This window comes from Chelativorans petroleitrophicus, from assembly GCF_025398195.1.
Lineage (GTDB): Bacteria > Pseudomonadota > Alphaproteobacteria > Rhizobiales > Rhizobiaceae > Chelativorans > Chelativorans petroleitrophicus.
The window spans coordinates 110,001-131,093 of record NZ_JAODNV010000006.1; the positions used below are offsets into that span (position 1 = coordinate 110,001).

At 63.7% G+C, this 21,093-nt stretch carries 15 protein-coding genes, 1 tRNA gene, 2 rRNA genes and 1 pseudogene (1 of these 19 cut by a window edge); 5 read left to right on the forward strand and 14 right to left on the reverse strand.

Features of this window, described 5'->3' with window-relative positions; all coding sequences use genetic code 11:
* The 3 genes from NYR54_RS05310 to NYR54_RS05320 all read left to right on the forward strand — a co-directional run.
* Window positions 1-972 (forward strand): 23S ribosomal RNA (locus tag NYR54_RS05310); it begins 1,864 nt to the left of the window's first position.
* A gap of 138 nt (window positions 973-1,110) precedes the next feature.
* A 5S ribosomal RNA gene (gene rrf, locus NYR54_RS05315) occupies window positions 1,111-1,225 on the forward strand.
* Window positions 1,226-1,295: 70 nt separating this feature from the next.
* Window positions 1,296-1,372: transfer RNA gene (locus tag NYR54_RS05320), tRNA-Met, on the forward strand.
* A gap of 622 nt (window positions 1,373-1,994) precedes the next feature.
* Here NYR54_RS05320 and NYR54_RS05325 read toward each other — a convergent pair.
* The 5 genes from NYR54_RS05325 to NYR54_RS05345 form a co-directional block, all read right to left on the reverse strand.
* Window positions 1,995-3,503, reverse strand: a complete 1,509-nt coding sequence (locus NYR54_RS05325) for a tripartite tricarboxylate transporter permease (protein ID WP_261514567.1) — start codon at window positions 3,501-3,503, stop codon at window positions 1,995-1,997.
* A complete protein-coding gene (locus NYR54_RS05330) occupies window positions 3,503-4,153 on the reverse strand; it encodes a tripartite tricarboxylate transporter TctB family protein (RefSeq protein ID WP_261514568.1) in 651 nt (216 codons plus the stop codon). The genes NYR54_RS05325 and NYR54_RS05330 overlap by 1 nt, the downstream gene beginning before the upstream one ends.
* A gap of 11 nt (window positions 4,154-4,164) precedes the next feature.
* Window positions 4,165-5,322, reverse strand: a complete 1,158-nt coding sequence (locus NYR54_RS05335) for a sialidase family protein (protein ID WP_261514569.1) — start codon at window positions 5,320-5,322, stop codon at window positions 4,165-4,167.
* A gap of 56 nt (window positions 5,323-5,378) precedes the next feature.
* Window positions 5,379-6,359, reverse strand: a complete 981-nt coding sequence (locus NYR54_RS05340; RefSeq protein WP_261514570.1) for a Bug family tripartite tricarboxylate transporter substrate binding protein — start codon at window positions 6,357-6,359, stop codon at window positions 5,379-5,381.
* A 378-nt stretch (window positions 6,360-6,737) separates the two neighbouring features.
* Window positions 6,738-7,691 carry a 3-hydroxyacyl-CoA dehydrogenase gene (locus tag NYR54_RS05345; protein WP_261514571.1) on the reverse strand — a complete coding sequence of 318 codons (954 nt, stop codon included), beginning with the start codon at window positions 7,689-7,691 and terminating at the stop codon, window positions 6,738-6,740.
* Between the two features lie 227 nt (window positions 7,692-7,918).
* Between NYR54_RS05345 and NYR54_RS05350 the strand changes: the two genes are divergently transcribed.
* On the forward strand, window positions 7,919-8,752 hold the full coding sequence (locus NYR54_RS05350; RefSeq protein WP_261514572.1) for an oxidoreductase: 834 nt from the start codon (window positions 7,919-7,921) through the stop codon (window positions 8,750-8,752).
* A 94-nt stretch (window positions 8,753-8,846) separates the two neighbouring features.
* On the forward strand, window positions 8,847-9,599 hold the full coding sequence (locus tag NYR54_RS05355; protein WP_261514573.1) for an SDR family oxidoreductase: 753 nt from the start codon (window positions 8,847-8,849) through the stop codon (window positions 9,597-9,599).
* 30 nt (window positions 9,600-9,629) lie between these two features.
* Here NYR54_RS05355 and NYR54_RS05360 read toward each other — a convergent pair.
* The 9 genes and pseudogenes from NYR54_RS05360 to ftsH all read right to left on the reverse strand — a co-directional run.
* A pseudogene (locus tag NYR54_RS05360) lies at window positions 9,630-10,004 on the reverse strand (M24 family metallopeptidase); the annotation flags it as partial.
* A gap of 54 nt (window positions 10,005-10,058) precedes the next feature.
* Window positions 10,059-10,796 carry a GntR family transcriptional regulator gene (locus NYR54_RS05365; RefSeq protein ID WP_261514574.1) on the reverse strand — a complete coding sequence of 246 codons (738 nt, stop codon included), beginning with the start codon at window positions 10,794-10,796 and terminating at the stop codon, window positions 10,059-10,061.
* Complete coding sequence (locus NYR54_RS05370; RefSeq protein WP_261514575.1) at window positions 10,796-11,677, reverse strand: isocitrate lyase/PEP mutase family protein; 882 nt, start codon at window positions 11,675-11,677, stop codon at window positions 10,796-10,798. Before NYR54_RS05370 ends, NYR54_RS05365 begins: the two co-directional genes overlap by 1 nt.
* Window positions 11,678-11,723: 46 nt before the next feature.
* On the reverse strand, window positions 11,724-13,250 hold the full coding sequence (locus tag NYR54_RS05375) for an MmgE/PrpD family protein (RefSeq protein ID WP_261514576.1): 1,527 nt from the start codon (window positions 13,248-13,250) through the stop codon (window positions 11,724-11,726).
* Window positions 13,251-13,282: 32 nt separating this feature from the next.
* The gene (locus tag NYR54_RS05380; protein ID WP_261514577.1) at window positions 13,283-14,770 is read right to left on the reverse strand and encodes a tripartite tricarboxylate transporter permease; all 1,488 of its coding nucleotides are present in this window, start codon (window positions 14,768-14,770) and stop codon (window positions 13,283-13,285) included.
* Complete coding sequence (locus NYR54_RS05385; protein WP_261514578.1) at window positions 14,771-15,295, reverse strand: tripartite tricarboxylate transporter TctB family protein; 525 nt, start codon at window positions 15,293-15,295, stop codon at window positions 14,771-14,773.
* Complete coding sequence (locus NYR54_RS05390) at window positions 15,285-16,238, reverse strand: Bug family tripartite tricarboxylate transporter substrate binding protein (protein ID WP_261514579.1); 954 nt, start codon at window positions 16,236-16,238, stop codon at window positions 15,285-15,287. Before NYR54_RS05390 ends, NYR54_RS05385 begins: the two co-directional genes overlap by 11 nt.
* Before the next feature lie 204 nt (window positions 16,239-16,442).
* Window positions 16,443-19,121: a bifunctional acetate--CoA ligase family protein/GNAT family N-acetyltransferase gene (locus NYR54_RS05395; RefSeq protein WP_261514580.1), complete on the reverse strand. Its 2,679-nt coding sequence runs from the start codon at window positions 19,119-19,121 to the stop codon at window positions 16,443-16,445.
* 79 nt (window positions 19,122-19,200) lie between these two features.
* Window positions 19,201-21,093, reverse strand: coding sequence for an ATP-dependent zinc metalloprotease FtsH (gene ftsH, locus NYR54_RS05400; RefSeq protein ID WP_261514581.1), 1,893 nt, complete (start codon window positions 21,091-21,093; stop codon window positions 19,201-19,203).

A 21,093-nucleotide genomic window follows, 5' to 3' on the forward strand; every position in this document is an offset into this window, starting at 1 on the left:
TATAACGGTCCTAAGGTAGCGAAATTCCTTGTCGGGTAAGTTCCGACCTGCACGAATGGCGTAACGACCTCCCCGCTGTCTCCAGCAGAGACTCAGTGAAATTGAATTCCCCGTGAAGATGCGGGGTACCTGCGGTTAGACGGAAAGACCCCGTGCACCTTTACTATAGCTTTACACTGGCATTCGTGTTCGCATGTGTAGGATAGGTGGTAGGCTTTGAAGCCCGGGCGCCAGCCTGGGTGGAGCCGCCCTTGAAATACCACCCTTGTGGACATGGATGTCTAACTGCGGCCCGTCATCCGGGTCCAGGACAGTGTATGGTGGGTAGTTTGACTGGGGCGGTCGCCTCCTAAAGAGTAACGGAGGCGCGCGATGGTGGGCTCAGAACGGTCGGAAATCGTTCGTCGAGTGCAATGGCATAAGCCTGCCTGACTGCGAGACAGACAAGTCGAGCAGAGACGAAAGTCGGTCATAGTGATCCGGTGGTCCCGCGTGGAAGGGCCATCGCTCAACGGATAAAAGGTACGCCGGGGATAACAGGCTGATGACCCCCAAGAGTCCATATCGACGGGGTTGTTTGGCACCTCGATGTCGACTCATCGCATCCTGGGGCTGGAGCAGGTCCCAAGGGTATGGCTGTTCGCCATTTAAAGCGGTACGTGAGTTGGGTTCAGAACGTCGTGAGACAGTTCGGTCCCTATCTGCCGTGGGTGTAGGAACATTGACAGGATCTGTCCCTAGTACGAGAGGACCGGGATGGACGTACCTCTGGTGGACCTGTTGTGGCGCCAGCCGCAGTGCAGGGTAGCTATGTACGGACGGGATAACCGCTGAAGGCATCTAAGCGGGAAACCCACCTGGAAACGAGTGTTCCCTGAGAGCCGTGGAAGACGACCACGTTGATAGGCCGGGTGTGGAAGCGCAGCAATGCGTGAAGCTTACCGGTACTAATAGCTCGATCGGCTTGATCGTTCTCATTGCTTGTGCCCATCGCAGCACGATGGTGGGTGAATGGAATAGCAGGCCGCAAATAGAACGCGCGGTTTGGGTGTGTATCTATTCGCTATTCGTCAATTCCAGCTTCTCGATACAGAATATGCGCTTGGCCGACCTGGTGGTTATGGCGGGGTGGCTGCACCCGTTCCCATTCCGAACACGGCCGTGAAACGCCCCAGCGCCGATGGTACTTCGTCTTAAGACGCGGGAGAGTAGGTCGCTGCCAGGTCTGCCAAACGCATGTTCTGTTGTTCTCTTCTTGAGCGGTTTGAACTTATTTTGCAGTCATAGCTGCACGACGCGGGGTGGAGCAGCCCGGTAGCTCGTCAGGCTCATAACCTGAAGGTCGCAGGTTCAAATCCTGCCCCCGCAACCAAATTCGCCAGGAAATCAGCAAATTAGAAAGCCCGGCCCATGCCGGGCTTTGTCGTATTGGCGTTCTGGTGTTTGCCGTATAACCCACCGGGCGGAGGACGCCCGAACCGTGGGATATCTCCGCCTGGGTTGCCGCGCAACGCGGTGACGCGGCGCTCCGCGTCGCCTGTCGGCTGCCTGATTACGGTGTTGCTGGTAATTGCGGCCCCTGTTGCGGCTTGTTCATGGGCGGATCTGCCGCGTAGCTGCTTCTTGTTGGATTGGGGAAGAGGCAAAGTGTAGCCGGCCCGGAGCAGCCATGGCTTCCGGAGCCTTCCGCCCGCCTGTGTATTCATGCGCATAATGCTTAATGAGCGTTGCTTCTTTGCCCAATCGAGGCGGCCGTCCTGCTCCGCCCACCGCAGAAAGCCTACGCCCGACGAGGATCCCCCGCGGCATGGGCTCCTAAAAGAAGCAGTGCCATGGCCTCGTCGATGAAGTCTTCAAGCGGCACATAGCTCGTCGCGTGTAGACCGGGCGGGTGGCCAGCCGGCGCGAACCGCAGGCGGCGCAAGCTCCGCGTCCCCCGCCATCGAGCGGGGGCGTCAGAGCCTGTCACTGCCTCTTTGTGAAAGGCTTCACGATCAGTCGTCCACCGCGGGAATTTCCACCCGCCGCTGTGCCACAGCCGGCAGAATTGCGGTCACGATGATGACGATGGAAAGCGCGAGCAGCGAGAGGGTGAGCGGGTCGCTCAGAAAGGCAATCACGTCGCCGCGCGCCAGAACGAGCCCGCGCCTCAAGTTGTTTTCCAGCAGGGAGCCGAGCACCAGTCCAAGAAGCAGTGGCGCCGCCTCCAGTCTCAGCTTTGAGAGCAGATAGCCGGCCAGACCGAATATCGCCACCTGGATCACATGCGCCGGCTGTAGTCCGACCGAGAAGATGCCGACGCAGCACACGAAGACTATGGCGGGAAACAAAAGCCGGTAGGGCACGCGCAGGAGCCGCACCCAGATGCCGATCAAGGGCAGGTTGATGATGACCAGCATGGCGTTGCCCAGCCACATGGAGGTAACCACGCCCCAGAACGTGTCCGGGTGCTGGTCCATCATCTGCGGGCCGGGCAGCACGCCGTGCAGGGTCATTGCGCCGGCCATCAAGGCCATGGTCGCTGTCGCGGGCAAACCCATGGTAAGCAGAGGCACGAAGGCGGTCTGTGCTCCCGCGTTGTTGGCTGCCTCGGGCCCCGCCACGCCCTCGATTGCTCCTTTCCCGAAGCGAGAGGGATCCTTCGCGATACGCTTTTCAAGCGCATAGGAGGCGAAGGACGAGAGGATAACGCCATTGCCGGGCAGGATGCCGAGAATGGCGCCTAAGACCGAGCCGCGTCCGATCGCTCCGGCCGATTGGCGGAAATCTTTGCGATCGGGCAGCAGCTTTCCAACCACTGGCGTTATTGCCGGGCGCTTGTGCTGCAGTTCGAGATTGCGCAGGATTTCGGCAATGCCGAACAGGCCCATGGCTACGATGCCGAGGTCGAAGCGGTCGTAAAGGGTCTGCAGGCCGAAGGTGAGCCGCGGCTCGGCGGTGAGCGGATCCGCTCCAACCAGCGCCATTGTCACACCGATGACAAGCATGCAGCCAGCCTTGAGCAGAGACCCGCCCGCAAGTACCACGGCGAGCGTGAGGCCCAGCACCATCAGCGCGAAGAAGTGGGCGGCGGTGAAGCTGAGCGCGATGGCGGCAAGCGGCGTGGCGAGGGCAGCAACCACCAGCACGCCGAAGGTGCCGGCAATGAAGGAGCCGATCGCAGCAATGCCCAGCGCCTTGCCCGCGCGCCCGTCCTTGGCCATGGCATGGCCGTCGAGCGTCGTGACGACGGAGGACGCTTCACCCGGCATGTTGACAAGGATGGCGGCCGTGGAGCCGCCATATTGCGCGCCGTAATAGATGCCCGCCAGCATGATCAGCGCTCCGACCGGATCGACGCTGTAAGTGAGCGGCAGCAGAATGGCGATCGTCGCCAGCGGCCCGATGCCGGGCAGAACCCCGATGAGCGTGCCGACCAGGCACCCCAGGAGGCAGAGAAGCAGGTTCTGGAAAGAGAAGGAGATCGAGAAGCCGAGGGCAAGGTGGTCGAACAGCTGTTCCATTATTGATCCGCCTCCTTCATGTCCTCGCTATGCGAATTGTCGGCAGCGCGGAAAGCCCAGGCCAGCCCGCCCGCAGCTGAGAGGAGGATAATTGCAGCGATGCGCGGTGGCCAATCGATGCCCCAGCTCTGTGGAATGCCGCGCTCGATGAAGGAAGGCAGCACGGGAAGGGCCACATTAAGAAGGTCCACGAAGACGAGAATGCCGAGGCCTGTAAGCCCGAGCGCCAGCACGATCAGCTCGCCCGGGCGGGCCTCGACGGTGCCGAAGCCCGAAATGAAGATGGAAAGCGGCCCCGCCACCACCAGCCCCAGCTGCGGAATGGTCAAAGGCCCGACGGCATAGCCCTTGATCGTCAAGGCGAAGATCAGAATGGCGAATCCGACGAAGAACGGCCCCCGCACGGCGAGGACAAGCTTCTCAGCTTCCGAAGAGGGTTGCGTTACTCCGCGAAAAAGCAGGCTCAGCCCGCCGATCAGCAGCGCCGCGGCGCATACCCTCGGCATGAAGCCGGAGCCGAAATAGCTGAGTTCCCCTACGGGAAGAGGGACCGCCTCGTACCAGATGAGTACCGCAAGCGCGCTGAGCAGAATACCTGCCACGATATCGATGCGCATGAGAAATTCCACGGCCTGTTCTTTACGATTCAAAGGCGCCCCCCTCAGTCTGGTGTGAAAAACGTCCTGGCGATGTGACGCACCCCGCCGTTCATCTGGATGGGATCGTCGGCGGTGTTCATGTAATAGATACAGAGCAGCCGCCCCGGCTCGACTTCGATGACGCGCGGATAGCCGAGGTCCCAGCTTCCGCCGTCGTCGCGCAGGATGAGCTCACCACCCCATGTTTCGCCGCCGTCCTCGCTGACGCGGGCGCGGATGCCCCACGGCCTGACGCGATAGCCGTAGACGCAGACGACCCTGCCGTCCTGCATCTGGACGAGGTCGCCCGGCGCGCCCCAATCGGTCACGCGCGAAAGAAAATGCCATGTCAGACCGCCATCGCGGGAACGGTAGATGTCCGTCCAGATCACGTCGCGCGCCTCGCGCTGAAAGCGCACTGAGGCAAGGATCGTCCCGTCATGAAGCTCGATCAGGCGCGGGTAGAATTGGCGGATGGCTCCGAAAATGAAAGGTCCGGCGCGGTCGCTGACAGCGGAGCCTTCATCGCCCTTGGGCGTGATGAAGGAGAGGAAGCGCCACTCGACCCCATCGCGGCTCCCATAGACCAGTGGCCGGTTCACCCAGCCGCCGTCGGTGGTCATCGCAAGGCCGATGAGGTTCATGCCATCGGAACGTACCATCGAGGATCCGTTGCCTGAAAGGCTGGGCAGCCCGCAATTCGGCAGCAATATGTGACGCCGCCACGTCCGCCCCCCGTCGGTTGAGGCGCGAAGCCAGGCCTGGCTGTCCGGCTTGAGGAAAGCGGGAACCGCGCCCGTCATGATTAGCGTATCTGGGCTCGTCAGATCGAGCGGCCCTTCGGGCTCATAGGAGCGGGGACCTTGGGCCAGTATCTCCTCGGCGGTGATGTCGAGCCGATGCACGTGTGAAAGTGTTTCCTGAGGCCACGTGCGGCCGTTGTCGGATGAGCGGATCAGGTAAAGGTCGCCGCGGCGAAAGGTGAGTTTCTCGTGTGAGACCGCTTCGGGTTCGCCATAGGTATTGGCGATGCGCTTGAAGCCGGCGACAATGTCACCATTGGCGATCCGCCACAGGCCGCAGTAAAACGGCCAGCCGGAAAACTCATTGTCATTTCTGTAGACGATACCGTGGTCGCAGTCCTTTGCCGGCCGCGGCATCGGTTGACGGTAGGTTTTCACGTTCTGCCTTCCGGATGAAAAAGCCGGCCGCGTTGCGCGCGCGGCCGGCGAAACCGTCACTTGACGGAACTGACTTCCTCGATCGCCTTCTTCCAGAGCTCGCTCTGATCGGCGACGAACTTTTCCCATTCCTCCGGGCTCCAGGTGTAGACGTCGGCGCCGAGGTCGGCGAGGCGGGCCCGCACCTCCGGATCGGAGAACACCTTGTTGGTTTCCTCGTTCAGCTTCGCCACGATGTCATCGGGCGTGCCGGCAGGGGCGAACAGGCCGGCCCAGGAATTGACGTCGACATCCTTGACGCCCGAGTCCCCGAAGGACGGCAGGTCGGGCAAAAGATCGGTCCTGTTGGCGCCTGTCACCGCCAAGGCCTTCACGTCTCCAGATTCGACGAAGGGCCGGGCGGAGGTATAGTCCAGTGTGGCGAGCGCCGTCCGGCCCGCCACGAGGTCGTTCATCGCAGCCACCGCGCCGTCATAGGGCACCTGCTGGATTTCAATACCTGTCCGCAGGCTGAACAGCTTGCGGGCGATTTCGCCGGTGGACGTCCACCCGCCCCAGGTCAGCTCTCCCGGGTGCTCCTTTCCATAGGCGATCAGCTCCTCGATGCTGTTCACCCCCAGTTTCGCGGATGCGACCAGGATCCAAGGCGTATAGGCGAAAAGTGCCACCGGTTTCAGGTCGGTTAGCGGCTGATAGCCGATCTCGGCACCCATCACGTGCGGATTGATGGCGATTGTCGAGGCCGTGCCCGCCACCACCGTATAGCCGTCAGGTTCGGCGGCGATGCCTGCCTTGGTGCCGATGGCACCCGCCGCGCCAGGCTGGTTCTCGACAATGAAGCGCTGCCCCAGCGCCTTGCCCATACCCTCGCTCCAGATACGGGCGAAGATGTCCGTCCCACCGCCGGCGGCGAAGGGCACGATGATGCGGACAGGCTTGTTCGGGTAATCCTGTGCGGCGGCCGGAGCTATCAGCGGCAACGACAGCGCCACTGCCGCGCCGGCGGCTACGATGTGCCTCAAGAGTCGCGAAATCATATCAAATATCCTCCCAGTTGTTTCCCGGGCTGTGCAGTGCCTGTCGCATTCTGGAGCAGACAATCCGGCATACAGAGCCCTCCCGCCGGCAAGTGTGCACCGGACCGGCTAGTAGAAGGCAGTTCGACGGGCGTTTTATTTCGCTTGCGACCGACCGGCCTAGCCTTCTCAATGAAGCGAGACTATGGCAGTTGCTGCGGGTCCTCATCGCCCCAATAAAACTATTTCAAGTACCGAAACTGAGGTTTTGCGATATTGCGCGGCGCGCGCAGGAGGTCGCGCACCCTCCTTGATTGCAGGATGGACTCGGAATCCGGGCTTTGTGCGATCGCCCGCGAATGGACGAACGCGTGCTGTCTCTCCGCGCCGATTCAGCGGTCAGTTCCTGTCCGCCCGATCCTGCGCGCGAAGATGGGCCACCAGAGCGGCGAGCCGCCGGTCGCGCCAGGCCGAACGCTCCGGGATCTTTTCAAGCGGCAGACTTTGCCGCCTTTCCTCCGTCACCCTGCGGATCAGATCGGCAGACCAGCCGCGCGGTTCTGTGCGCGAAAGCGCGATGCTGTGATAGAGCGGTGCAAGCCGCTCGGCATAGTCGGCCACGCCGCCCGGAGCGTTGAGATCGATGGTCTCGAACGGCCCCATGAACGCCCAGCGCAGGCCGAGTCCGTGCGACACCGTCGCGTCGATGTCCTCGATGCTGGCATAGCCCTCCTCGTAGAGCGCCCATGCCTCGTTCAGCAGGGCGCCCTGGAGCCTGTTCAGGATAAAGCCCTCGATCTCGCGCCGCACCTCTACCGGCACCTTGCCCATTGCCGCCAGCGCGTGACGCACGGTAAGCACGACATCGGGCGCGGTCCAGGGCGCGGGCACCAGCTCCACGACCGGCGCCAGATGCGGTGGGTTCACGGGATGGGCGATCAGAAACCGCTCGCGCTTCGGCACCTCCTGCGTGAAAGCCGATGCCGGGATGCCGGAACTCGAGCTGCCAACAATGGTTTGCGGGCCGATAAGCGCCCCGATGTCTTTCGAGACGGTAGCCTTCACCTCCACACGTTCGAACACGCTTTCCTGTACATAGTCCGCGCCGTCGAGTGCTTGCGCCAGCGTTTCGCAGACGCGCATGCGGCTGAACGCTTCCGCCGTGTGGTTGGCAAGCCCGGCCTTCTCCAGATCATCCAGCATGCCGCGCAGGCGCTCGGGAAGATTCTGCCGCGCCTCCGCGCGCTCGTCATAGAGGGTGACGGTTGAGCCCGCCAATGCGAATGTCACCGCCCAGCCGCAGCCCACCAAGCCGGCGCCGACGATGGCGGTATGCCTGAATCCATTTTCCATGTGCCTCCCTCCTCAGGGCTAATGCGCCTGGCGTTTTGAACTACGCGCGGCCGGAGAGAGGCACGACAGCGATGGCAACGATTTTCAGGCTACGAAACTGCTGCGGGCCAGAACCGTCAACATTGGCCCTGAATTTCACCTCTCGAAAATGTGCCGCAACATGCCCCTCATGATGAAGCGCACGTTATTCTAGGTGTTCCGCTCCACTTGAAGGAAAGATCATCGTCATGCCGACCTGGTTCATTACAGGATGCTCTACGGGCTTCGGCCGTGAACTTGCAAAGGCTGTTCTGGCACGCGGCTGGAACGCAGTGGTCACCGCACGCGATCCCGCTTCCGTCGCCGATATCGTGGCGGATTACTCTGACACCGCGATTTCCGCGCCTCTCGACGTGAGGGACAAAGGTCAGATCGGGGAGGCGGTGAGCGCGGCGGTCGAGCGGTTCGGTACCATCGACGTGCTGGTCAACAATGCAGGCTATGGCTATCGCGCCGCGCTGGAAGAGGCTGAGGAAGACGAAATTCGCCGTCTTTTCGATACCAATGTCTTCGGAGTGATCGACGTTACACGGGCCGTGCTGCCCATCATGCGGCGGCAGCGCAGCGGCCACATCGTCAATATTTCCTCTGTTGCAGGCCGCGTCGCAAATCCCGGCTCGTCGCTTTATTCCGCCACGAAATTCGCGGTCAATGGCCTGTCCAAGGGGCTCGCCAAGGAGGTGAAGCCGCTTGGCATCAAGGTGACGATCGTGGAGCCTTCCGGCTTCCGCACGGACTTCGCCGGGCGGTCCATCCGGGAGACCAAGCGGTCGATGGAAGAATATGCGGATACCGCCGGCAAGTTCCGCGCCACGACCGCGGCGCAGCACGGCAAGCAGCCGGGCGATCCGGTGCGAGCGGCCGAGGCAATCATCAAGGCGGTCCAGCAGGCGGAGCCGCCGCTGCATCTCCTGCTCGGCGTCAACGCGGTCGAGCGCACGCGTGCCGAGCTTGAAGAACGCATGGCCGAGCTCAAGGCATGGGAGGATATCTCCCGCGGTGCCGATTTTCCAGCCGGCTGAACCGAACCCGCCGGGGAGGACGATGTAGCGGAAACTGACGGCTTCTTCCCCGCGCATCTCCATATGTGCCAGGTCAATCTGCAGGGACACCTTCATGCCTGAAGTCGTTATCGTAACCGGCGCTAGCAGCGGCATCGGCGCGGCAACAGCACGATTGCTGGGCGCCTCCGGCGCAAAGGTGGTGGTGAACTACAAGAGTTCTCGGGATCTCGCCGAGCAGGTGGTGGCAGATGTGAAAGCCGCTGGCGGTGAGGCGATCGCGGTCGGTGCCGACATGGGCAAGGAGGCGGACATCCTCCGCCTGTTTGAAGAGACGGACAGGGCTTTTGGCCCTCTCACTGGTCTCGTCAACAATGCAGGCATCAACAGCTCGCAACATCGCTCCGCTCACAATTACGATTTTCAGGAGACGATGGACATTCTCGCCGTCAATACGGCCGGAGTGCTCATTGCCTGCCGTGAAGCCATCAAGCGCATGTCCACACGGTTCGGCGGCAAGGGCGGGAGTATCGTGAACATCTCGTCCATCGGGGCGCTCACCGGGTCGCCCGGCCGATTTGTTCACTACGCCGGGTCGAAAGCTGCCGTCGACACCATGACGAAGGGTCTCGCCGTTGAGGTCGCCCGTGACGGCATCCGCATCAATGCGATCCGCCCGGGGATGATCGATACGCCCATTCATGCAAAGGCCGGGCAGGCCGACAGGGTAAAGGAGTTCGCATCGAAAACCCCGCTGGGCCGCGCGGGCCGTCCCGAAGAGGTTGCCGAGGCCATCGTCTGGCTGCTTTCGGACAAGGCATCGCTGGTTACCGGCGCTGTTCTCGATGTGATGGGCGCCCAGCGATAAGCGTACGGGACCGTTTTCGAATGCGACCTGTCAGCTGGGCAGGGTGACGACGGCCGGGCCGTTTCGGGTCACCACTACCGTATGTTCATACTGCACGGTCGGGGCATGAGGGTCGCTGAACAGTGTCCAGGGATCGTCGCCGTCGATGGCCCGTTCTGCGCCCAAGGAAAGGAACGGCTCTACCGTGAAGACGAGCCCTTCGTGCATTTTTCTGCGTTCCGAAGGGTCCGGCCAGGTGGCGACTTCGCTCGGCTCTTCATGCAACGAACGGCCGACGCCATGGCTGGCCAGATTCTGCACGAGCGTATAGTGGTGCTTGCGCACGAAGGCACCGATTGCGAAACCGATATTCGCTAGAGGTCTGTTGGGGGCGATCTGCCTTATGCCCGTCCACATGGCGCGGCGCCGGCGATTTCAGCCCTGTCGCGCCGCGCGCTGCGGCTGTGCACCCTACTGGCGTCAGAGGTTTCCGGCACCTAAATCGGAACAGGCGGTGCTTGCCTGATCCGCACCTTCCTCACCCATGCTCGCCTCGAGCGACTTACGGGCCGCGGCGATGTGGCGGCGCATTAGCATCTCCGCAAGATCGCGATCGTGATCGGCAATGGCATCGACAATCCGCTCATGTTCCAGGAGCGCGCGCCTGGCGCGGCCGGGCACCAGCCGGTGCTGCATGCGGTAGAGCCGGAACAGCGTGTAGTATTCGCCCGAAAGCAGTGCGAAAAGCTGCTCGTTGCGGGCGATGCGGGCAATGAGGAAGTGAAAATCCGAATTGGCCCTCGCCTGCCAGTAAACCATGGCATCGGGGCGGGCGAGCGCCTGCCCGTGCTGCCTGAGCATGGCTTGCAGAGCCTCGATCTCGTCCGGCGTAGCGTGGCGTGCGGCTTCTCGGGCGGCAAGACCCTCCAGCACCTCGCGGATGTGGAAGAGCTCGACGGCGCGCTTGCGCGAGGGCACGATCACGCGCACGCCCTGGCGCGGGGTGCGCGTGACGAGCTTGCGCTCCTCAAGCCTGCGGATCGCTTCGCGCAGCGGTCCGCGGCTGACGCCGTATCGCGCGGCAAGGCGCGGCTCGCTGAGTTTGGCGCCGGGAGAGAACTCGCCGCGGACGATCGCCTCGCTCAACTGCTCGAACAGCGAGTCGGAGAGCGACCGGAAATCCTCCTCCGCTTCGAACGTCCCGGCGTGGTTTACCATCAGGCTCCGTCCGTGGAATAGCGCTTTTCGAGCTCGTCGAAGAACGGCTTGTTCACAAGCCGCTGGCGCTCCTTGAAGCTCGCCACCGGCCCGGATTCATCTAGCCTGCCCTCGGCCTTGAGCTTCTCCAATGCTGCCTGCATGCCATAAACCGCGCCCTGCAGGCTGACATTGGCGTAAAGCACGAGGGAAAAGCCCATGTCTCCCAGCTCGTCGAAACCAATGATCGGCGTGCGGCCGCCGACCACGAGATTGACAAGCTGCGGCGTGCCTTTGAGGCGGGCCGGAATGGCGCGGATTTCCTCTATGCTCTCGGGCGCCTCGACGAATGTTATGTCCGCGCCGTCCTCGATGAAGGCCTCCGCGCGCTCGATCGCCGCATCGAAGCCCAGGGTCGAGCGCGCATCGGTACGGGCGAGAATGAGGAGGTTTTCATCCTGCCGGGCATCGACGGCGGCCCTGATGCGGCTGCGGGCCTCGGCAAGGTCCACCACGTCCTTTCCGGAAAAGTGGCCGCAGCGTTTCGGGCTCACCTGATCCTCGATCTGCACCGCACTCGCGCCCGCGCGCTCTAGGGTGCGGATGGTATGGCGCACATTGAGCGCGTTGCCGAAGCCCGTATCGGCATCGACCACGATGGGCAGGTCCGTCGCATCGCGAATGGTCGCCGTGTGCTGGGCGATCTCCGGCAGGCTGATGAAGCCGAGATCGGGCATTCCCAGGAAAGTGTTGGTGAGGCCTGCACCCGAAAGATAGATCGCCTCGAAGCCGAGATCGGCGATGATGCGCGCGGAGAGGGCGTTCGCGGCTCCCGGCAGAAGGACCGGCCCGCCCTCCGCCAGCCGCTTCCGGAACGCCTTGTTGATCTCGTGATTCAGCATGGGACTGCTCGCGTGCTTGGAAAACGAGGAACAGCGGGTGTCATCGTCAAGCGTCCAATCCGCGGTCGAAGATGCCTTCGCCCGTGGGCCGGGAAGGCGTCACGGTACCCTCCGGCAGGGCCGGCACGAGCGCATCGAGCGAGCCGGCGGGAAGATTCGCCACATCCCTTGCGGCGGACAGGAACGCGTCACGCTCGGCGGAGTCTATGATCTCGCCGGTGAGCCCGTCGAACTTGCCGACATAGTCCGGCCAGGTCCAGGGCCGCGCGCCGTTCGGGTGCGCGTCGGCCACCGCGCGTTCGCCCGTAATGACGCGGCCATCCTTCATGGTGACGATCAGCCGGCCGCCGAAGGCGCGCTTGGCAGGGTTGGGATCGTGATAACGCGCTGTCCAGGCCGGATCCTCCACCGTCCTGATCTTGTGCCAGAGCTCCACGGTCGAGGGGCGCCTTGCGCGTTCGCGCGTGTAGGAATCCACATGGTGCCATTTGCGGTCCTCAAGCGCGACGGCGAGGATATACATGATCGAATGGTCGAGCGTCTCGCGGCTTGCCTCCGGGTCCATCTTCTGTGGATCGTTGGCGCCGGTGCCGATCACGTAGTGGGTGTGATGGCTGGTCTCGAGAAGTACGTCCTTGACCTCTGAAAGATCGCCGATCTGGCCGGAAAGCTCGATGGCAAGATCGATGAGCGCCTGCGCCTGATATTCGGCCGAATGCGCCTTCGTATAGGTCTCGAGGATGGCCCGCGGGCTTTCGCCCGGCTCGGGCAGAACGACCTCGTAGCTCGTCTCGGGTCCGCCCAGCATCCATGCGATGACCGAGTCCTCCCCCTCGTAGATGGGCGAGGGGGCAGCTTCGCCGCGCATGGCGCGATCGATGCATTCGATGGCGAGCTTGCCGGAAAAGCCGGGCACATAGGCTTTCCAGGAGCTGATCTCACCCTTGCGTGACTGGCGCGTGGAGAAGGCGAGGTGGACCGCCTGGTTGATCGCCTGAAAGATGATCTCGGTGGGAAGCCCGAGCATGGTGCCGATGCCGGCGGTGGTCGCCGGGGCCAGATGGGCCACGTGATCCTTCTTGTACTTGTGGAGGGAGATCGCCTTCACCAGTGCGACATGGATTTCGTAGGCGGCCGCGATGCCGCGGGCAAGGGCCGCCCCGTCGAGGCCCATTTGCTGAGCCACGGCAACCAGCGGCGAGATGGAATCGCCAGGATGCGAATAGTCGGCCGCGAGGAACGTGTCGTGGAAGTCGAGCTCGCGCACCGCCGTGGCATTGGCCCAGGCCGCCCATTCGGCATCGACGCGGGTCCGCGCCGGAAGGCCGAAGAGCGTGGCGCCGCCCTTGCGCGGGTGGGCGAGCGCCATTGCCCGTGCGGCGGCGACGGGTTTGCGGTTGATCGCCGCGAGCGCCACTGCCGCGTTGTCGACGATGCGGCAGGCGATCATGTCGATCACGTCGGCGTCGAGCGGGCCGCAATGGGCGGCGAAATCCGCAATGCGCCAGGCAAGCTGCTCTTCGCGCGGAAGCCGCGCGGCGGACGGATGAACCTTCACCAGATACTTTTTCATCTTACCAGAACGATGCCTTTTGTTCTTGTTGTTCAAGCATTGGCCCGCAGACGGCGGATGAGAACCGGCGCGAGCAGGAAGAGTGCCGCGATCACCAGAAAGACCACCGAAAGCGGCGTGGAGACGAGCACGAGCGGGTTGCCCTGGCCCGCCGCGAGCGCGGTGCGAAGCTGCTGCTCGGCCATGGGGCCCAAGATCAGTCCGATCAGCACGGGCGCGATGGGAAAGTCATAGACCCGCATGACATAGCCCGCGATGCCGACGAGCACCATGACGACCAGGTCCACCACGGAATTGGCCACGCCCCAGATGCCGATGGTCGCGAAGACGAGAATGCCGGCATAAAGCTGCGGCGCGGGAATGGAGAGAAGCCTCACCCATATGCCGACAAGCGGCAGGTTGAGCACCAGCAGCACCGTATTCCCCACATAGAGCGAGGCGATCAGGCCCCAGACGAGGTCCGGGTTCGAGGTGAAAAGAAAGGGGCCCGGCTGCAGTCCGTAGTTCTGGAAGGCCGCGAGCAGCACGGCCGCGGTGGCGGATGTCGGCAGCCCAAGCGTCAGGAGCGGGATGAGGATGCCGGCGGCAGCCGCATTGTTGGCGGCTTCCGGGCCCGCCACGCCCTCGATTGCGCCCTTGCCGAACTCCTCCGGATGCTTGGTGAGCTTCCGCTCCAGCGTGTAGGAAAGCATGGTCGGAATTTCGGAGCCGCCGCCCGGCAGTGCGCCGATGGGAAAGCCGAGCGCCGTGCCCCTCAGCCAGGGTTTCCAGGAACGTTTCCAGTCCTCGCGCGACATCCAGACCTGGCCGCGGATGGGCGTCATCTCGGAACCGTCCTTGCGGTAGCGGCTGGCGACATAGAGGATTTCGCCCACGGCAAAGAGTGATACCAGCACCACTGTAAGCTCGATCCCGTCGAAGAGAGCGGGGATGCCGAAGGTGAGGCGCGCCTGGCCCGTCATCTGGTCGATGCCGACAAGTCCGAGGGCAAGCCCGAGGAAAAGGGAGATGAAGCCGCGTACGCGTGACGTGCCCATCACCACCGCGACGGAAGTGAAGGCGAGCACCGTCAGCGCGAAATAGTCCGCGGGGCGGAAGTAGAAGGCAAGTTCCGCGATCGCCGGAGCGCTGAAGGTCAGAAGCACGGTGGAGATCGTGCCGGCGATGAAGGAGCCGATCGCGGCAGTGGCAAGCGCTGCTGCGCCACGCCCAGCGCGGGCCATCTTGTTTCCCTCCAGCGCCGTCATCATCGATCCGGCTTCGCCGGGCGTGTTGATCAGGATCGAGGTGGTGGAGCCGCCATACATGGCGCCGTAGAGCACCCCCGCGAACATGATGAAGGCGGAGGTGGGCGCGATGCTGATCGTGACCGGCAGCAGAAGCGCGATGGTGAGCGCCGGGCCGATGCCCGGCAGGACGCCGATCGCCGTACCGAGCAACGAGCCGAGAAAGGCCCAGAACAGGTTGATCGGCTGAAGGGCGATACCGAAGCCCTGAAGGAGAAGCGAAAAGGTTTCCATCTAGATCCCCGCGAAGGGCATGAACCCACCAAGCTGCAGGCCGAGCCGCGTGAAGAGGAACCAGGCAAGGCTCCCCAGGATCGCGCCTGTTGCGATGTCGATCATTGTGCGGCGGGAGCCGAAGGCCCGGGCGACGAGCGTGAAGGAGAGCAGGGCCGTAAGGGGTACGCCGAGCGCTCGCATGGTGAGCACCGGCACGGTGGCTGCCGCGAGCGCGGTGAGCAGGGCTGTCAGATTGGCTTTCTCGGAACCCGAGGCGTCCTCGGTGTCCTGGGGCGTAAAGGTTTCGCCCTGCGCGATCTGGATGAGAAGGAGAAGGCCGAGCAGGACCAGGCCGCTTCCCACCAGCGTAACGAAGAGCCCGGGTCCTATACCGGCATAGCGTGCCACCTGCGGCAGGCTGAATGCGCCATAAAGGCAGAGGCAGCCGAGCGCGACGACGAGGCCGCCCAGCCACCAGGGGCGGGGGACAGCCGCCTTCGCGCTGTCCCCGACCGCTGCGGCGTGCCCGCGTTCATTCGGCAAGGCCGGCCTCTTTCAGGATGGCGCCGATCCGCTCGTTTTCCTCCTGGATGAAGCTGCCGAACTCCTCGCCCGCTATGAAGAACTGGTCCCAGCCCTGCGTTTCCAGCACCTTCGCCCAGGCCTCGCTCTCGTTCAGCTGCGTGAAGCGGTCGACCCAGGTTTGATAGTTGTCTTCCGGCATGTCCGGCGAACCGAGGATACCGCGCCAGTTGGCGATCTCGATGTCGTAGCCCGCTTCCTTGAAAGTTGGGACATCAAGCCCTTCCTTGCGCTCGGCGGAGGTGATGCCGAGGATGCGGATGCGGCCCTGTTCGGCGAACTGCTGGAATTCCGAAATGCCGGAGATGCCGGCCGCCAGCGTGCCGTTGACGATGCCGGTCACGGTTTCCGCGCCGCTTGCCTGCGGGATGTAGTTGAGGTCGCTCACCGGAATGTCGGCCGCTTGGGCGAGGAGGGCCAGCGCGATATGGTCGACGCCGCCCGCCGAACCGCCGCCGATAGGCGTTGCGCCCGGATCGGCCTTCATCGCCTCGACTAGATCCTGAAGGGACTGATGCGGCGAGCTGTCGGCAACCGCGATCACCAGATACTCCGCCGTCAGGCGGGCAACCGGGCGGAAGTCGGCCAGATCGATGGGCGACTTGTTGAGGATGATCGAGCCGACGGTGATGGCGCCGAACACCGCGAGCGCGTCAGGCTTGCCGGTATACGCGCCCTGAAATTCGGCAAGGCCGATGGTGCCGCCGGCACCGCCCTTGTTGGTGAAATTCACGGCGCCGGTATAGATGCCGGCATCGTTCATTGCCTGGAATGCCTGGCGCCCGGTTGAATCCCAGCCGCCGCCGGGATTGGCCGGCAGCATGACATTGACCTGAGCCTGGGCGCTGCCTGCCACCATGGCGGCAAGCACGGCAAGCGGCAGAAGTGCCTTCCTGAAATTCATTGCGATTTCCTCCCGTCGAACAGGGTGGCGGCAAGACCTCTTGCACGCCGGTTTGTCGATTTCGACTGATATGTCGACAACTGCGCTTGAGAGTAGAACAAATCGCCCAGGAAAGGTCAAGGACCGAAAAATTCTGTCGACAAAATGAGAGGATGCCGTTCGCGCTTTGCTCCGCCAGCGCAGCGCGTTCAGGCTCGCCTACACTTACAGCATCAGTTGCACCAGCACTACGCCGGGCTCTTCGGGGTGTGGCGTAAGCTCGAACCCGAACTGCCGCGCCATGGCAAGCATCTTCGTATTTTCCGCAAAGACATAGCCCTCCATCTGCTTCAGCCCGTCCGCGCGCGCATATTCGATCAGATGGTGGAGGAGAGCCCATCCGATCCCTCGCCCCTGCAGGTCCGTGCGCACCAGAACGCCGTATTCCGCCTTCTGGCGGTCGGGATCGGCGGAAAGTCTCACGATGCCGCAAAGCTCGCCCGTGTCCTCGCGAAGGGCAAGGAACGCCATCTCCCGCTCGTAGTCGATCTGGGTCAGGCGCAGGAGCATCTCGTTCGGGAAGTGCTTGCGCGGGGCGAGGAAGCGGAAGCGGATGTCCTGCGGCGAGACCTTGGCCAGAAAATCCGGGTACAGCGCCACGTCCGCAGGCTTTACCGGCCGGATGAGGAAATCTTCGCCACCCAGCGTGGCGCGCGTTTCCCACTCGGTCGGGTAGGGCCGGATGGCGAGCGCCGGATTGGGGCCGGATTGTTCCACCGTCGCCGGATCGATCTCAATCCGCGCATCGAGCGCGATCACCCCGTTTCTGTCGGCCAGGAGCGGATTGATATCCATGGAGATAATGGCGGGAAAGTCCACCACGAGCTGCGAGAGTGCGTTCAGCGCGCCGACGATAGCCGCGCGGTCGGCGGGCGGACGGTCGCGGTAGCCGGCCAGTAGCCGGCCGATGCGGGTGCTGTCGATCAGGTCCCCCGCCAGCACGCTGTCGATGGGCGGTAGGGCGATGGCCGTATCGTCGAGCACTTCGACCGCTGTTCCGCCGGCGCCGAAAAGCACCGTCGGGCCGAAGATTTCGTCCTGGCCGACTCCCAGGATGAGCTCGTGGGCATCCTTCCGCTCGATCATCGGCTGCACGGCGTAGCCGTCCACCGCGTCGGCCTTTCCCGCCGCAGCCAGCCTGTCGAAGATCGCCTGTGCCGCCTCGGCCGCTTCCTTGGCTCCGGCAATGTTCAGCACCACGCCGCCCACATCGGATTTGTGCGTGATGGTTCTGGACAGAAGCTTGACGGCGACCTTCTTCGCATTGGTCAGAAGCTTCGCCGCGGCCTTTTCGGCTTCCTCCGGCGTGCGGGCGACGATGGTTTCGGGAACGGGAATGCCATAGGCGTCAAGCACGCTCTTGGCCTCCGGCTCGGTCAGCATTCTCCGTCCTTCCGAAGCAGCCTTACGGAACACCGCGCGCACCCTATCGATGTCGCCGCGGGCATCCTCGCTGCGGGTCGAGGGAACGCGCAGAAGCGCCTTCTGGGCGCGCGACCAGCCGCTCAAATAGGAGACGGCTGCGGCCGCGTCGCCAGGCGTGGAAAAGCTCGCAAGCCCCGCTTCCTGCAAGATGCGGCGACCCTTTTGCGCCGTGGCTTGGCCGAGCCAGCAGGTTAGCACCGGCTTGCCGTCGATCATGCCGTTGCGGGTGAGACCCGCGACCGCGCGTGCCGCATTCGCGGGCGAGGAAACGCCAGTAGGGCAGTTCATGACCAGAAGCACATCCGTTCCGGGGTCCGCCGCCACGGCTTCGACCGCTGCAGCATAGCGCTCCGGCGGCGCGTCGCCGATGATGTCGACCGGGTTGGCGCGGGACCAGTTCGCGGGCAGTCGCGCGTCGAGCCGGGAGAGCGTTTCCGGCGCGAGCTCGGCAAGTTCACCCTTGATGTCCATCAGCCGGTCGATGGCGAGCACGCCCGCACCGCCGCCATTCGTCACGATGGCGATGCGCGCGCGTTCGAGCCGCGGGAAACGCGCCACGATCTCGGCGGCGCCGAAAAGTTCTCCGAGCCCGGTGACACGCAGGATGCCGGCGCGGCGCAGGGCGGCTTCCATTACCTTGTCGGAGCCCGAAAGCGCCCCGGTGTGGGTGGAGGCCGCCTTTGCGCCTGCGGCATGCCGGCCCGCCTTGACCGCGATCACCGGCTTCACGCGGGCTGCCGCCCGCGCCGCCGCCATGAATTTGCGCGGGTCCGTCACCGTTTCGAGATAAAGCAGGATCGCGCGGGTCTTCGCATCTCCCGCCAAAAGGTCGAGATAGTCTCCGACATCCACATCGGCCATGTCCCCCAGCGACACGATGTGGGAAAAGCCGATCCCCTCTTCCTCCGCCCAGTCGATCAGCGAGGCGGTGATCGCGCCCGATTGGGAAAGGAGCGCGAGCCCGCCGCGCCGCGGATTGAGATGGCTGAAGCTCGCATTCAGCTTCGCCGGCGGGACAATGAGCCCGATCGTGTTGGGCCCGATGATGCGGAAGAGATGCGGTTTGGCTGCATCCAGCATGGCCTGGCGCAGCCCGTTTTCACGTGTCAGCCCGGCGGAGATGACGACGGCCGCGCGCGTACCTTTTTCGCCGAGCTCCCTGATGATGCCGGGAACGGTCGCCGCTGGCGTGGCGATCACGGCGAGATCCGGCGCGGCGGGCAGCTCGCGCGGATTCGCGTAGCAGCGACGGCCTTCGATATCGCGATATTTCGGGTTGACCGGCCAGACTTCGCCTTCAAAGCCTGCGGCGAGGATATTGTCCAGGACGATCCGGCCGACCGAACCCTCCTTCCCCGACGCGCCGAAGACGGCGAGGGAGTTCGGGTGAGCTGCGTGTTCAAGATTGCGGATCGTCATGGTCGCGCTCTCCTGTCATTGGCCGCTTGCTCGCTTTCTGCAGGGCAAACCCATTCGCGCTCCGCGTCGTCGGCAGGGGTCATTCGCCTGCGGCGCGCCCGGCTGCCTCGCTCACCTCCTCGCGCGCATCGCTTTTCTTCCGAGTTCGGCTTGGCGCGGCAAGTTGCGGTTCCTCACCGATGAGGGTAGTGAGATCCTCTTCGTCCAGCGTCTCCTTCTCAAGCAGGCGCTGCGCGGTCTTTTCCAACAGGTCGCGCCGCTCGGTAAGCAGCGAGACCGTTCGCGAGAATGCATTGTCGATGATCGCGCGCACCTCGGCGTCGATCGCGTCGGCGGTCGCATCGCCGTAATTGTGCTCCTGCGGATAGTTGCCGACCGCGTTCGGGCTGAGGAAGGAGCGCTGATCCTTTTCCAGCGCGACATGACCCAGCTTTTCGGACATGCCGTAGCGGGTCACCATGGCCCGGGCGATATCCGTCACCTTGGCCAGGTCGTCAGCCGCCCCGGTCGAAAGGTGGCCGAACACGATCCATTCGGCGGCCCGGCCGCCGAGCAGCACCGCCATCTTGTTTTCCAGCTCCTCCCGCGTCATCAGGAAACGGTCTTCGGTCGGCCGCTGGATCGTGTAACCCAGCGCGCCTACGCCGCGCGGAATGATGGAAACCTTATGTACGGGATCGACGCCCGGCAGCGACAGGGCGACCAGCGCGTGCCCCATCTCGTGATAGGCGACCACCTCGCGCTCCTTCGGATTGAGAAGACGGTTGCGCTTTTCAAGCCCGGCAACGATGCGCTCGATGGCGTTGTTGAAGTCTTCCATGCTCACCGCATCCGCCCGGCGGCGCGTGGCAAGTAGGGTCGCCTCGTTAACGAGGTTGGCCAGATCGGCCCCCGTGAAGCCGGGTGTGAGTGCTGCCACCTTCTCCGCGTCCACGTCCGGGGCCAGCTTCGCCTTCTTCATATGGACGCGCAGGATTTGGACGCGGCCCTGCTTGTCCGGCCGGTCCACCAACACCTGGCGGTCGAACCGACCCGCCCGCAGCAGTGCAGGATCGAGAATTTCCGGCCGGTTGGTGGCCGCCAGCAGCACAACGCCGATCGTCGGGTCGAAGCCGTCGAGCTCCACGAGAAGCTGGTTCAGCGTCTGCTCCTTTTCGTCGTGTCCGCCCATCATGGGGCCGACGCCGCGCGCGCGGCCGAGCGCGTCCAGCTCATCGATGAAGATGATGGCCGGCGCCTTGGCCCGGGCCTGCTCGAACAGGTCGCGCACCCGCGCCGCGCCCACGCCGACGAACATCTCCACGAATTCCGAGCCGGAGATGGAGAAGAACGGCACCTTCGCCTCGCCCGCTACCGCCCTTGCAAGCAGCGTCTTCCCGGTGCCGGGCGGACCGACCAGCAGCACGCCCTTGGGCATCCGCCCGCCGAGCCTGCCATATTCCTGCGGGTTGCGCAGGAAATCGACGATCTCCTGCAGTTCCGCCTTTGCCTCGTCCACCCCGGCCACGTCGTCGAAGGTCACCTTGATGTCGGTCTCGACATAGACCCTGGCCTTGCTCTTGCCGATCTGGAGAAGCCCGCCGCTCGCGCCGCCCATGCGGCGGATGAGGACCATCCACAGGCCGACGAAAAGCGCCACCGGAACGACCCAGGACAGCAGGTCGCGCAGGAACGTGCTTTCGATCTGGCCGGTCACCACGACGTTGTGCTCTCGCAGAAGCTGCGCGATGTCTGGATCGATGCGCGTCGTGATGAAACGCGACTGCCCGCCTTCGAGCGGCTCCTTTAGCGTGCCCTGGATGAAGCGGTCGGAAACCTGCACCTCGGCGATGCGTCCGCTTTCGAGATAGCTCTCGAACGTACTGTAGGGAATCTCCGCCACCTGCTGGGCGGTGATGAAAATGTACTGGAATATCATGAGGCCGATGAAAGCGGCGATCCAGTACCAGATGTTGAACTGCCTCTTGTTCAT

What these genes read in the sequence shown, in the direction of transcription:
- NYR54_RS05375 (WP_261514576.1), bottom strand. Translation starts at nt 13,250, where the DNA reads ATGAAAAAGTATCTGGTGAAGGTTCATCCGTCCGCCGCGCGGCTTCCG.
- NYR54_RS05355 (WP_261514573.1), top strand. Translation starts at nt 8,847, where the DNA reads ATGCCTGAAGTCGTTATCGTAACCGGCGCTAGCAGCGGCATCGGCGCG.
- NYR54_RS05390 (WP_261514579.1), bottom strand. Translation starts at nt 16,238, where the DNA reads ATGAATTTCAGGAAGGCACTTCTGCCGCTTGCCGTGCTTGCCGCCATG.
- NYR54_RS05350 (WP_261514572.1), top strand. Translation starts at nt 7,919, where the DNA reads ATGCCGACCTGGTTCATTACAGGATGCTCTACGGGCTTCGGCCGTGAA.
- NYR54_RS05365 (WP_261514574.1), bottom strand. Translation starts at nt 10,796, where the DNA reads ATGGTAAACCACGCCGGGACGTTCGAAGCGGAGGAGGATTTCCGGTCG.
- NYR54_RS05345 (WP_261514571.1), bottom strand. Translation starts at nt 7,691, where the DNA reads ATGGAAAATGGATTCAGGCATACCGCCATCGTCGGCGCCGGCTTGGTG.
- ftsH (WP_261514581.1), bottom strand. Translation starts at nt 21,093, where the DNA reads ATGAACAAGAGGCAGTTCAACATCTGGTACTGGATCGCCGCTTTCATC.
- NYR54_RS05370 (WP_261514575.1), bottom strand. Translation starts at nt 11,677, where the DNA reads ATGCTGAATCACGAGATCAACAAGGCGTTCCGGAAGCGGCTGGCGGAG.
- NYR54_RS05380 (WP_261514577.1), bottom strand. Translation starts at nt 14,770, where the DNA reads ATGGAAACCTTTTCGCTTCTCCTTCAGGGCTTCGGTATCGCCCTTCAG.
- NYR54_RS05395 (WP_261514580.1), bottom strand. Translation starts at nt 19,121, where the DNA reads ATGACGATCCGCAATCTTGAACACGCAGCTCACCCGAACTCCCTCGCC.
- NYR54_RS05340 (WP_261514570.1), bottom strand. Translation starts at nt 6,359, where the DNA reads ATGATTTCGCGACTCTTGAGGCACATCGTAGCCGCCGGCGCGGCAGTG.
- NYR54_RS05325 (WP_261514567.1), bottom strand. Translation starts at nt 3,503, where the DNA reads ATGGAACAGCTGTTCGACCACCTTGCCCTCGGCTTCTCGATCTCCTTC.